Here is a 12,582-nt window from a genome sequence, read left to right as displayed (position 1 = left end):
GTACGAGATAGCTCCTCACCAGCGGCCATTATTCGCCGAGTTGCTTCCCTAGGACCAGATAGCTCTGGACGTAATCTCTGACCGCCTCGTCCAGCGAGGTCACTTCCCGAGCGTATCCTGTCTTCCGCAATCGGGAGATGTCGGCCTGGGTGAAGTACTGGTACTTCTCCCGCAGCTCTTCCGGCATGTCGAAATAATCGATCTTCGGATCCCTGCCGAGCGCGGAGAACACCGCGTTGGCGAGCGAGTTCCACGTCGCCGCGCGGCCGGACCCGATGTTGAACAGTCCGTTGTGTCCGCCGGCCGCGACGTGCAGGGTCATGTCCACGGCGTCCTTCACGTACAGGAAGTCGCGCTGCTGCTCGCCGTGGCCGTAGTCGTCGCGATGACTGTGGAACAGCCGGATGCGGCCGGTCTCGACGACCTGGCCGTACGCCTTGTGCACGAGGCTCCGCATGTCGCCCTTATGATCTTCGTTGGGCCCGTACACGTTGAAGTACTTGAGGCCGGCGATCTGGGTGAGCCAGCCGTTGTGCGCGGCGTGCACGTCGAACAGGTGCTTCGAGTAGCCGTACATGTTGAGCGGCCGCAGCGTGTGCAGGTACTCCAGCTCCGCTGAATCGCTCATTCCCGCGGAGCCGTCGCCGTACGTTGCCGCCGACGACGCGTACACGAAGCGCGCGCCGCTCTTCATCGCGTACCCGGCCAGGTCCTTGGTGTACTGGTAGTTGTTGCGGATGAGATACGCCGCGTCCGTCTCGGTGGTGGACGAGCACGCGCCCATGTGCAGCACCAGGTCGAACTTTCCAAGCCGGTCGTTGCACAGCTGGTCGGCAAGGTCGTCGGCCTCGACGTAATCCTCGAAGCGGAGTGGGCGCAGGTGCCGCCACTTGTCGGTCTGTCCGAGGAAGTCCACGACCACGATCGAATCGCACCCGCGCAGGTTCAGCGCCCACACCAGGGCACTCCCTATGAATCCGGCGCCGCCCGTCACGAGCACGCGTGCCTTGGAGAGATCGAGCATCCGCCGAATTTAGCTTTCGAGGTGATGGCGCGCGTGTAATGTTAAAGCGCGATGCCAGACGATCCGCACCCAGCGCTGAGCCCCGAAGAATGGATTCAATACGGCGATGATCTCCGGATCATGGCGGATTGGGCTGCGGACAAGCGTCCGTTCGGACCGGCTCGACGGTTCACGCTGGAGGACAAGCGGCACGCCGTGGCGGCGATCGCCCTGCACAACCAGCCTTTCGGCTTCACGCACGAGGACGAGGCTTTGCTTGGGGAGATGCTGCGGTTTTACGACCACCGTGGCTTTGCCGGCGACGCCGAGATGGCAGCGCGAATCCAGCGCCTCCTCAAAAAGGTCTCCGCGCTGCTGCCGCCAAAAGAGGCGGAAAAGGTACTGAAGCACAGACGGTAGCAAAGCCCTTGTTTTCGGGATTTGTTCGGGCTATGCTCCGGGCATGCCTCCCCGCTTCGCCGAGCTCCGGGCGCACTCCGGATTCTCGTTCGGCGACGGCAGCCTCACCCCCGAGAAGCTCGCCGCGTTCGCCGCCCACCTGGGCTACAGCTCCCTTGGACTGACCGACACCGCCGACCTCGGCGGCGTGGTCCGCTTCACCGAAGAAGCCCGGCGGCAGAACCTCAAGCCCGTCATCGGCGCGGAGCTCACCGTCGAGGGACACACCGCCGCATTCCTCGCGCGGACGGAAGAAGGGTTCCACAACCTGGCGGCGCTCGTCACGCGCTCGCGCGTGGGCGATCTCCATCTCTGGAGCAAGGACGCCATCCAGCACACCCGCGGCCGGCCGCGCGTGACGTGGAGCCAGGTGGCCGAGCACAGCGCCGGACTGCACGCGCTCACCGGCCCGGCCAGCGGAGAGATCGCCTCGTTGATTTTGTCGCGGAGAAAGAGCGAGGCGCTGTACGCGCTGTCGCGCTGGCGCGACGTCTTTGACGACCGGCTCGCGGTGGAAGTGCAGCTGCATCACACGGGCGGGGAAGAAGCCGCGCTCGCGGGCGCGCTCATCGAGCTCGCGGGGCAGTGCAGCGTGCCGTGGGTCGTGTGCCAGGACGCGCGCTACATCGACGGCGACACGCGGCTAGTGCACGACATGCTCACCGCGCTGCGGTACGACATGGACCTGGACACCGCGCTCGCGAAGGGCGTGCTGCACCCGAACGGCGAATGGCGGCTGCATTCGCCGGAAGAGATCGCGAGGCGGTGGCAGGGCCGCGAGGAAGGAATCGCCGAGAGCGAGCGGATCGCCGGCGAGTGCGACTTCGAGCTCGGCTGGCTGCGCCCGCCGCTGCCGAGCTTCCCCAAGCACGACGGCCTCAGCGACGACGAGTTCCTGCGGCGCAACGCGTTCGAGGGCGCGCACCAGCGGTGGGGGAAGATCATGCCGAAGGAGGAAGCCCAGCTCGAGCACGAGCTGGGCGTAATCGCGCGGCTCGGCTTCTCCGGATTCTTTCTGGTGATGTGGGACGCGGTACGATTCGCGCGGCACAAGGGGATTCTCTGCCAGGGACGCGGCAGCGCGGCCAACTCCGCGGTGGCGTACTGCCTGGGGATCACCGCCGTCGATCCGGTGATGAACGGGCTGCTGTTCGAGCGGTTCCTCTCCGAGATCCGCGTGGACGGACAGACCGAGGCGCCCGACATCGATCTCGACATCGAGCACGACCGGCGCGAGGAGGTGCTCGACTACGTGTACGGCCGGTACGAGCGCGCTCACTCCGCGATCACCTGCATCGTGCAGACGTATCGCGCGCCCAACGCGGTGCTCGACTCGATGCGCGCCCTCGGCTATCCGCCCGAGCAGTCGGGCGAGATCTCCAAGCGGCTGCATCGGTTCGACCCGGACGCGGGCGCCGGCCACATGCAGAACGGACTCGCGAAGCAGTTCTCGCTCGACCTCGAGACTCCGCGCGGGCGCGCGCTACTGCGCGCGGTGCGGACGTTCGAGGGATTGCCGCGGCTGCGCTCGACGCACGTGGGCGGGTTCGTGCTCTCGTCCGCACCGCTCGGCGACTACATGCCCATCGAGCACACGACGATGGGACGCACGATCATCCAGTTCGACAAGGACGATCTCGACGCGGTCGGCGTGCCGAAGTTCGACTTCCTCGGGCTCGGCGCGCTGTCGCTCGTGCGCCGCTCCTTCGACGCGATCGAGCAGCGTACCGGCACCCGCCCGGAAATCTATCGCCTCCCCGTGAACGACAGGAAGACATACGATCTGATAGCGAGCGGGGAGACGATCGGCACGTTCCAGATCGAGAGTCGCGCGCAGATCGTGTCCATACTCCACACCAAGCCCGAGCGTATGTACGACATCGTGGTGCAGATCGCGCTGATCCGTCCCGGCCCGATCCAGGCGAAGTTCGTGCATCCCTACACCAATCGCAGACTCGGCCGCGAGGAGGTGCACTATGCCGACGAGCGATTGCGGCCGATCCTGGAGCGAACCTACGGCATTCCGATCTTCCAGGAGCAGGCGATGTCCATCTCCATGGCGCTCGGCGGGTTTTCCGCCGCGGAGGCGGACCAGCTCCGTCGCACCATGGGGAACATCCGCAAGAAGGGAAAGCTCGAGGCGGTGCTGGAGAAGCTGCGGCTCCGGATGATCGCCAACGACGTGAAGCCGGATGTCGCGTCGCGGATCTGCGAGGACCTGATCAGCTTCGCCAACTACGGCTTTCCGGAATCGCACGCGTGGAGCTTCGCGCTAATCGCGTACGCGTCGGCGTACCTCAAGGCGCATCATCCCGCCGAGTTCTACATGGGGATATTGAACTCGTGGCCGATGGGTTTTTATCCGCCGTCCACGCTGATCCACGACGCGCGGCGGCACGGCGTGGAGGTGCGGCAGCCGTGCATGCGCGACGGCGACTGGGAGTGCACTGTGGAAGAGACGGCGGATTTCTCGAAGCCCGCGTTGAGAGTCGGCTGGCGGCACGTGCGGGGCCTGGCTGACAAGACGATCGAGCGCCTGCGGGCGGCGCACGTGGAGGCGCCGTTCACTTCAATAGAAGACGTGGTGCGCCGGTGCGAGCTCACGCGCGCCGAAGCGCTGACGCTGGCGCGCGCCGACGTCTTCGCGGTGTGGGAGCAGGACCGGCGCTGCGCCACGTGGGAGGCGCTGCGCGTGGCGGGCGATTCGCTGCCGCTCGCGCCGGCGGGGAACGGGATGAACTCGCCGCGCCCGCTGAGCCAGCGCGACCTGATCTTCATGGATTATTTCGCGTTGGGGCTGAGCGCGCGCGGGCATCCGATGGAGCATCTGCGCCCGAAGCTGAGCGGCGCGGGGGTGGTTGGGAGTCGCGACTTTCCGAAGCTCAAGCACCGGGAGAGCGTGCTGGTGGCGGGGCTGGTCACGGTACGGCAGCGGCCGGAGAGCGCGGGTGGGACGATCTTCCTGCTGCTGGAAGACGAGCACGGCTTCATGAACATCATCGTGCCGAGCAAGCTGGTGGACGAGTTCGCCGAGCCGGTGAAGTTCGCGACGTTCATCATGGTGCGCGGGCGGTTCGAGCGGGACGGCGCGGTGATGAACGTGGTGGGGGAGAAGTTCCGCGAGCTGAAGGTCAGAGGGCTGGCGCACCAGTCGCATGATTTTCATTAACTACAGCTAGCAGCTAGCAGCTAGCAGCTAGCAGCTAGCAGCTAGCAGCTAGCTGCTACTGGCTCGGCGGTTGCAGGTTGGAATCAAGAACCAACTCACGCGGAGTGGCCAATGGCTGAGCATAAGGACCCGGTTTGCGGGATGGTGGTGTACCCCGAATCAGCGGAAGGGAAGGCGGAGTACCAGGGGAAGACGTACTACTTCTGCTCCGACCAGTGCATGCTCGAGTTTCAGAAGGATCCCGCGAAGTATGCTAAATGAAAGAGCCCCCGTCTTTCGACGGGGGCTCTTTGTTTAGCTGCTAGCTGTTTTTCTCAGCTTCCGATCAGCGGGTTGTTCAGTCTCTCGGCCGCCGGCAGTGGCAGGCAACGCTGTGTGCTGTACGTTCCGCCGAAGTGATACGGCGTGCCGGCCGCTGGATTCAACGGGAGGTCGTACCGGATCAGGTCGCCGAGATGGTGGCTCTCCAGGAACAGCTCTCGGCGGCGCTGGTCGATCAGCTCGGCGAGATACTCCGCCTGGGTGACGCCGGTGAAGGGCGTGGACTGCCCGCCACGCGTGCGCGACGCATTTATGATCGGGAGCGCGGTCAGCAGGTTGTTCGCCCGAATGTCGGCCTCGGCGATGATGAGCTGCGCTTCCTCGTACGTCGCCAGCGGCAGCGGAGTAGCCGTGGTAGTGTACTTCGTCTGGTAGTAATGGGTCACGCCGGTCGCGCTCACGAGCGCGGTCGCGGTGACCGGAACGCGCGTATCCCCCATGGAGCGGTATGGCTCCCCGACGGATTGCGTGCGGTTGAGCACGCTGTTCTCGGCGACCACCCGGTTCTGCCGGCGCGCGTTGGCATCCGATGCGCTGACGGTTCTCAGAAAGCCGGCCGGGACCTGCTGCGCGTCGGCTTTGGCGCCCGCGTAGTCCGCAAGGTTCAGCTTCGCGCGCGCCCGTCCGAGATAGGCCATGTTTCTGATGCTGGTATTGTTCGCCGTAGTCGCGGCGGCGATCGCGTCCGTGAACCTGGCGATGGCCAGCTTGAACACGCTGTCCCGCTGAATTTCGCCGCCGTAGGTGAGCGACTTGTCGAGGTTCACCCGCGAGATCGCCATCGTGCAGAAGGCCTCGCCCAGCAGCACGTACGAGTAGCCCGCGTACGCGGACGCGATCGCGATCAGGTTCGTGCGGTTCGGCGAGCCGGCTCCGGCCGAGACCTCCGCGTCGGTCCACACGTTCAGCAGCGCGAGTAGGTTCTCGTTCGACTGCCGCGCCGTCTGCAGCGGCGTGTATACCCCGAGGTTGCCGGTGCAGGAGTTCACCGCGTAATCGGAATCGTCCTTCGTCATGTTGCGGCGGTCATACGGCGTGCGCGACGCCGTCTGCTGGGCGTAGATGAATTCTTCCCCTATGACGCCGCTCAGGACCGTATAGGAGTTGAAGGCGCACTCGAAGTCGGCGATCGCGCCGTCCGACAGGATCTGCGCGTTTTGCGGGCTCTCGATCTGCGCGGCCGGAATGCGGCTGGCCGGCTCGACCTCGAGCGGATTACTGAGCGTGTCGCACGCCGTGGGGACCACGAGCAGCATCGCCGCCGTCATCCACACCGTCCAGCGTGCCTTTGCGTTCGATGAAGACATGATGATTAGTTCTCGAGTCGAAGGTTTGTCAGGCACGCGTTACCAATCGAGATTGACGCCGAGCACCCACGTGGTCAGCTGCGGATTCGTGGTCTGCTCGAACTGTCCGAAGTTTCCGCCGCGGCTGCCGCCGAGGAACATCGCCTCGGGCTCGAGCCCCGGGTAATCGGTCCAGGTCGCCAGGTTGCGGCCGGCGAGAGTCACCACCGCGCGGTTGAAGCGCGCGAAGCGGCTGTTGATCACCGGCAGCGTGTACGAGAAGCTCACTTCGCGCAGCTTGGCGTAGCTGGAGTTGTTGATGTAGTAGTCGATCAGCTGCCCGTTGGACTGGAGACCCGCGATGGTCTTGGGGTCGAACTCCAGCGGATAGAAGTTCTCGCGGCAGCGGCCGAAGATCGCGCAGCGCGAGCGCATGTTGCCGTCGAGCTTGAGGAAATCGCGCTTGAAGTCGATCAAGCCGTACACACGGAAGCGCTTCCACAGCGTCATGGTGCTGCTGAACGCGCCCTCGGTGCCCGGCAGCGACTTGCCGAGGAAGACATCCGGAGCGTCGTCCCCGTTGCCGTAGATGAGATCCGGGCCGGCGCAAATCATCGTGCCGCCCTTGCCGTCGTCGCACAGGACGTTCGCGCGATCAGCCTGTCCGTTCGGAAGCAGCGCCGCGCTCACGACCTTCTGCTCGAAGTAGGCGCCGATCGGATAGCCGACCTGGTGCTTGATCGCGAAGCCGCCGACCACGAAGTCGGGGGTTCCGCTCGCCCTGCGCAGCTCGAGAATCGCCTCGGGCGTTCCGAGGTCCTCCACTTCGCTGTCGTTCGTCGAGATTCCGAAAGTTACGTCCCACGAGAACGCGTCGCGCAGGATCGGAGTGCCGCGCAGCATGAGCTCGGTGCCCCAGTTCCTGATCTTGCCGGCGTTGAACGGCTGCGTGTTGGGCAGGCCGAGCGACGGTGCGATCTGGCGGTTGAGAATCGCCTCGAGGGTATTCTTGCGATACCAGGAGAACTCGATGCCGAGCCGGTCGTCGAGCGCACCGAGGTCGAAGCCCATCTCGATCTCCTTGCTGCGCTCGGGGCCGAGGTCGGCGTTGCCGAGGAATTGCGGCGTCACGGTCGCGACGTCGCCGGGGCCGGTGGCCGACGTGTAGGTCTGGAGCGCCGAGAAGGTGATCGGCTGCTTGCCCGACTCGCCGTACGCCGCGCGCAGCTTCAGCGCGTTCACGATCGGCCAGCGCCAGAAGGGCTCCTCGCTGAGCACCCAGGCCGCGCTGTACTTCGGATAGTACACGCGGTCGAAGTTCTGCCCGAAGGCGCTGTTGTCGTCGGCCCGCACCGCGGCCGTCACGAACAGCCGGTCGTTGAATCCGAGCTGCTCCTGCAGGAAGAACCCGAGGGTCGCGTCCTGCTCGCCGTCGCCGGAGGTGCTTCGGTTGACCGTCGTCGCGGACAGGGCGGTCAGTCCAACAGTCGGAAAGACCGAGCCTTCCGAGTACTGGAAGTTGCTGGTATTGCGATAGTACTGCGCACCGAAGGACGTCGTGGACTTGATGGTGGGACGCACGGCGAACTTGCCGGACGCAGAGTAGTCGAGCGTGTAATAGTTGAGCTGGCGGTTCTGCACGGCGCGGTAGCCGTTGCCGCCGAAGATCACGCGGGTCAGCGAGTCTTCCGTGCGCGGCTGGAGCCAGTTGTCGTCTTCCGTGGTGCGATCCGTGCCGGCCGACAGCCGGTGCTTGAGCCAGCTGAAAGGCTCGTGGTTGAGCTGGATGCCGCCCGTGAACCGGTTGACCGCCTGCCAGATCTGCACGTACGCGTCGTACTGCTCAGGCAGGCCGGAGTTGAATCCGCGCCGCGGATTGGGCTGTCCGTTGATCGGAACGTTGTTGGCGGCGTTGGCCCAGATCGTGGTCAGCGTGCGGCCGCCGCAACCGGCCTCGCACGGCAGGTGGATGTCGCCGTTCATGTAGCCGAAGTTCACGGCCATGTTGAACTTGGCGTTCGGCACGACCGCGACGTTCAGCCGCCCCGAGTAGCGCTTGACGGTGCTCGTCGGCTCGATTCCCTCGCTATCCTCGAGGCCGGCGCCGGCGTAGTACGTGAAGATGCCCGAGCCGCCGCTGGCTCCCAGGTCGAACTCGCGCAGCGGTCCGTTCCTGAAGACCGGCGTCCCACGCGCGTTCTCCAGGTCGATGATGTCGATCGAGATCGTGTCGCGCGCGCCTGCCGGTCCGCCAGGCCGCGGAACGCTGGCGTAGTTCACCGGCCAGCGGCCTTCGGGATTCCGCAGGTAGTTGGTCCCGAGCCGCGTCGCCAGCGTCCACCGTGGCGCGCCCGTCGTTCCCTTCTTGGTGATGATCTGAATGACGCCGTTCGACGCCTCGGTGCCGTACAGCGTGGCCGCCGCGGGACCCTTGATGATCTCCACCGACTCGATGTCGTCGGGGTTGATGTCGTTGATGCGCGAGATCGACGAAGAGCCGAACGACTGGTTCGAGAACCCGGAGGCAGGCTGATTCGCGACGCGGACGCCGTCGATGTAGATGAGCGGCTCGTTCGACAGCGACATGCTGGAGGCGCCGCGGATCCGGATGCGCGCGCCCGCGCCGACGTTGCCCGTGGCGCTCTGCACCACGACGCCCGGGGCGCGGCCGCTCAGCAGGTTCTGCACGCTGTTAATGGCGGCGATCTCCTTGGCATCGCTGGCGTTGATCGTCGTGACCGCGTTACCCAGCTCGCGCTTGGACTGGCCGCCCGCGGTGCCCGTGACGACGACCACGTCGAGCGCCACGGATTGCTCGGTCAAGCTGAAGCGGAGATTCGTCTCGCCCACGGGAACTTCGCGCGATTCCATCCGGTAGCCGAGGCGCCGCACCTCGACGGTGGCCGCCGAGCCGGACAATCCTACGATTCGGAACCGGCCGGACGCGTCGGTCGTTGCGCCGAGGTCCGTGCCGGCCACGCGCACCTGCGCGCCGGGGAGCGGCTGGCCGCCCGCTCCGAGCACGACACCGGCTATGACGCCGGCTTGCTGCGCCGCGACTGCGGGCGCGGACAGAGCCACGGCAAGGGCGAGGACACCCGCCGCTGCCAGGCAGGACACGAGACGGTCGAGACGGGGGAAGGACATCGCGCGCTTCATGATGACCCCATATGGTGGTGGACGGACAATCGTCGAGCGGGAGAGCCGTACTGGTCCTTGGACGATCCGTGCTGACCCGGCAAAATCTTAGGGGCTCACTGCCCGCGCAGCAAGAAGCAGCTTTTACGGGGTGGCGCGTGCCTCGCCGAACCGTTCTTTTGCCATCTGAACCACAAGGTCGGCGGCCCGCTTGATTCCGAACCACTCGGTGTCCAGGCTCAGGTGGTAGTTCTCGTGCGCCCGCCACGACCGGGACCAGTGCTTCCGCACCCACTCCTCGCGGTGCCGGTTGGTCTCGTCCACCAGCTTCGCGGCTTCCTCGGGCGTGACCTTCTCGCGCGCGACGGCCCGCGCTATGAGCGCTGAACGCGGCGCGTAACAGAAGACGTGCAGCACGTCCGCGCGGGCAGCGAGAATCGAGTGCGCGCCGCGTCCGACGACGACGACGGGGCCGCGCGCGACGGCTTCTTCAACCACGCGCGTCGTCACCTTCACCAGCCGCTCGTCGCTGGGAGGAAGCTTGGCGTCGGTCATCGGAGAGATCCACTCCTGCGAGCTCAGCGCCAGCGCGCTGGCGAGCCGCTCGACCAGCGAGGGAAGCCGCTCCTCGCGGGACGCGACCTCCGCGTGCGTCGCGCCGATCCGCTCGGCGACCGCGTCCACGACGGCGTTGTCGAGCAGACTCCAGCCGAGCTCTGCCGCGACGAGCCGCGCCACCTCGGAGCCGCCGGAGCCATACATCCGCGAGATCGTGATGACCGGCACTCTATACTCCGTCAGCCGAGAGACGGTGGATGCGCAGCTCCTCGACGGGCGTGAACCCGAGCGAGCCCCAGGCGGAGCGGGCGACCTCGTCTTCGATCGAGACGTACAGACGGAACTCGCTCAAGCCACGCGCCTGGCACCAGCGGACACCCTCGTCGAAGAGAGCTTTCAAGATACCCAATCGCCGTTCGCCCGGAACGACGTACGCCGACGACAGGTAGGCGTAGGCTTCAGGGAGAAGGAGCGGCGAGCTGACGGCGTGCAGGCAGCGCAGTATGCCGACCGCGGCGCCGTCGCGCTCGGCGAGCAGGATGATCTGGTCGGGCGCGGTGAGGTGCGTGCGATACAGCTCGCGCGCCCTGCTGTCGGCGTCCGGGTGGAGCCGCTCGAACAACGGATTCGATCCGTGCTCGCGCAGGAGGGCGAGGCGAAGCGCCACGACCGTGTCGAGGTCGGAGGTGGTGGCGGCGCGGACGGTTACGGACATTGGGAATAGCTATTGGCTCTTGGCTGTTGGCCGTTGGCCAGCTAACAGCCAATAGCCAATAGCTAATAGCCAATAGCCGCCGTTCAAGCCGACATGCCGCCAAAGTAATCCTGCCCCGGCCGCCGCCGCTTCTCGTCCAGCGCGCGGCCGTAGCTGCCGCCGTCGGTTCGCGAGATTTTGCGGCGCGCGACGAGTGATTCGAGTACCAGCTCGCACGCCGCGGCGGTGACCGCGACGTCGGCCCGCTTCGCGAGCGAGACCAGCTCCGCTATGTCGATCAACCCCGGCACCGACTCGAATCCACGCACGGCGACATCGGCCGCGACGTCGTCGGTGACCTGCAGCGCGCCGCCGGCGTCGAACCACATGATGATCTCGTCGGTGTTCACGCCCCCGGCGCGCGCGCGGAACGTCTCGTCCGCCGCCCGGCGAATGAGCTCGCGCGCTATGGCCGGGCCGCCGACGATCTCGCCCTCGTACTCGAGCTCGAGCTTCCCCGTGATCGCGGGAAGCGCACCGTACACGTCGGCGATCCGCGGAACGATCTCGACTTCGCCGGTGGTGACCGCGCGCCGCTCCGCGTTGGATACGACGTTCTCCATGACCGTGATCGGCAGCCGCTGCGACACTCCGGAGCGCTTGTCAACGCGCTTGTCGGTGCGCGCCTCGAACGCGATGCGCTCGATCAGCTCCGCCATGAAATCGGGAATGCGCACGCACCGCCCCTGCCGCGCGGTCCACGCTTCCTGCGCGGTGATCTCCATGCCAAGCTCGACCGTCTCGGGATAATGCGTGGTTATCTCGCTGCCGATGCGGTCCTTGAGCGGCGTAATGATCTTGCCGCGCGCGGTGTAATCCTCCGGGTTGGCGGTAAAGCAGAGCATGACATCGAGCGCGAGCCGCACCGGATAGCCTTTAATCTGGACGTCGCCTTCCTGCATGATGTTGAACAGGCCGACTTGAACTTTTCCCGCGAGGTCAGGCAGCTCGTTCAGCGCGAAGATTCCGCGGTTGGCGCGCGGCAGCATCCCGTAGTGGATGGTCAGCTCGTCGGCGAGGATATGTCCGCCGCGCGCGGCCTTGATCGGATCCACGTCGCCGATGATGTCCGCGATGGTGACGTCGGGCGTTGCCAGCTTCTCCACGTACCGGTTGGAGCGCTCGATCCAGGCGATCGGCGTGTCGCCGCCCGCTTCGGCCAGCAGCTGGCGCGCGTACTTCGAGATGGGAGCGAACGGATTGTCGTTGACCTCGCTCCCCGCGACGATCGGGATGACGGGATCGAGCAGATCGGTAAGGCCCCGGAGAATCCGCGACTTGGCCTGTCCGCGGAGGCCCAGCAGGATGAAGTTGTGCCGACTGAGAATGGCGTTGACGATCTGCGGCATGACCGTCTCGTCGTAGCCGATGAGTCCCGGAAAGAGCGCGCCACCGTCGTTCAGCCGCTGCAGGAGGTTCTGCCGCAGCTCCTGCTTCACTGAGCGGGTGGCCATCTCGGGCCGGGCGAACTCGGAGCGGCGCAGGGCGCCAAATGTTTCCGCTAAGTGCGACACGGTGCTACTCCGGCCGGCGGGGAGAGGTGGCGGGAATTTGGAATCTACCGTTCTGATCCGACCCCTTCCAGAGCGGGCTAAGTCTTGACACCTTATTAGTGTAGGATAGATTCTTGCCGCGCCTGTACCGGGCACTGCGACCGCTGATCCAGCCCGGCTCTGTAATCATCAGCCCCTCTCCAAGGAGATTTGTACATGAAGCGCCTGGCTCTTGTCGCCGCAGTGCTGTTCGCAGTTGGATGCACCGCAAAGGACGACGCTACGACCGATACCGCCGCGCCCGCGATGGCGCCCGCGCCTGCCACGATGGACACCGGAATGGTGATGGACACCATGCCGATGGATACGACGACCCGCGGCACGACGCCGTAAGGTTTACT

10 protein-coding genes are annotated in these 12,582 nt (G+C 65.8%); 4 read left to right on the top strand and 6 right to left on the bottom strand.

Going from position 1 to position 12,582, the window contains the following annotated elements:
* Nucleotides 1–28: 28 nt before the first annotated feature.
* Entirely contained in the window at nt 29–1,024 is a 996-nt protein-coding gene (gene rfaD / locus WEA80_11255) for an ADP-glyceromanno-heptose 6-epimerase (GenBank protein ID MEX1187156.1), read from the bottom strand.
* A 51-nt stretch (nt 1,025–1,075) separates the two neighbouring features.
* Between rfaD and WEA80_11250 the strand changes: the two genes are divergently transcribed.
* The 3 genes from WEA80_11250 to WEA80_11240 all read left to right on the top strand — a co-directional run bounded on the left by WEA80_11250 (nt 1,076) and on the right by WEA80_11240 (nt 4,892).
* Nucleotides 1,076–1,423 carry a hypothetical protein gene (locus WEA80_11250; GenBank protein ID MEX1187155.1) on the top strand — a complete coding sequence of 116 codons (348 nt, stop codon included), beginning with the start codon at nt 1,076–1,078 and terminating at the stop codon, nt 1,421–1,423.
* A gap of 43 nt (nt 1,424–1,466) precedes the next feature.
* Nucleotides 1,467–4,631 (top strand): error-prone DNA polymerase, encoded by a 3,165-nt coding sequence (locus WEA80_11245; GenBank protein MEX1187154.1) that lies wholly within the window; start codon nt 1,467–1,469, stop codon nt 4,629–4,631.
* Nucleotides 4,632–4,742: 111 nt separating this feature from the next.
* Nucleotides 4,743–4,892, top strand: coding sequence for a YHS domain-containing protein (locus WEA80_11240; protein ID MEX1187153.1), 150 nt, complete (start codon nt 4,743–4,745; stop codon nt 4,890–4,892).
* Nucleotides 4,893–4,945: 53 nt separating this feature from the next.
* Here the strand turns inward: WEA80_11240 and WEA80_11235 are convergent, their stop codons facing one another.
* The 5 genes from WEA80_11235 to WEA80_11215 all read right to left on the bottom strand — a co-directional run bounded on the left by WEA80_11235 (nt 4,946) and on the right by WEA80_11215 (nt 12,202).
* Nucleotides 4,946–6,259 carry a RagB/SusD family nutrient uptake outer membrane protein gene (locus tag WEA80_11235; GenBank protein MEX1187152.1) on the bottom strand — a complete coding sequence of 438 codons (1,314 nt, stop codon included), beginning with the start codon at nt 6,257–6,259 and terminating at the stop codon, nt 4,946–4,948.
* Nucleotides 6,260–6,298: 39 nt separating this feature from the next.
* Nucleotides 6,299–9,397, bottom strand: a complete 3,099-nt coding sequence (locus WEA80_11230) for a SusC/RagA family TonB-linked outer membrane protein (GenBank protein ID MEX1187151.1) — start codon at nt 9,395–9,397, stop codon at nt 6,299–6,301.
* Nucleotides 9,398–9,520: 123 nt separating this feature from the next.
* Nucleotides 9,521–10,162: a cytidylate kinase-like family protein gene (locus tag WEA80_11225; protein ID MEX1187150.1), complete on the bottom strand. Its 642-nt coding sequence runs from the start codon at nt 10,160–10,162 to the stop codon at nt 9,521–9,523.
* A 1-nt stretch (nt 10,163) separates the two neighbouring features.
* Nucleotides 10,164–10,649: a GNAT family N-acetyltransferase gene (locus tag WEA80_11220; GenBank protein MEX1187149.1), complete on the bottom strand. Its 486-nt coding sequence runs from the start codon at nt 10,647–10,649 to the stop codon at nt 10,164–10,166.
* Between the two features lie 83 nt (nt 10,650–10,732).
* Complete coding sequence (locus tag WEA80_11215) at nt 10,733–12,202, bottom strand: magnesium chelatase (GenBank protein ID MEX1187148.1); 1,470 nt, start codon at nt 12,200–12,202, stop codon at nt 10,733–10,735.
* 195 nt (nt 12,203–12,397) lie between these two features.
* Here WEA80_11215 and WEA80_11210 point away from each other — a divergent pair, with 195 nt between their 5' ends.
* Nucleotides 12,398–12,574, top strand: a complete 177-nt coding sequence (locus WEA80_11210; protein MEX1187147.1) for a hypothetical protein — start codon at nt 12,398–12,400, stop codon at nt 12,572–12,574.
* Nucleotides 12,575–12,582 lie beyond the last annotated feature (8 nt).

The organism is Gemmatimonadaceae bacterium, from assembly GCA_040882285.1.
Taxonomy (GTDB): domain Bacteria; phylum Gemmatimonadota; class Gemmatimonadetes; order Gemmatimonadales; family Gemmatimonadaceae; genus JACDCY01.
Note: the sequence above shows the minus strand (reverse complement) of the source record. Positions and strands in the feature narration are given on the sequence as shown.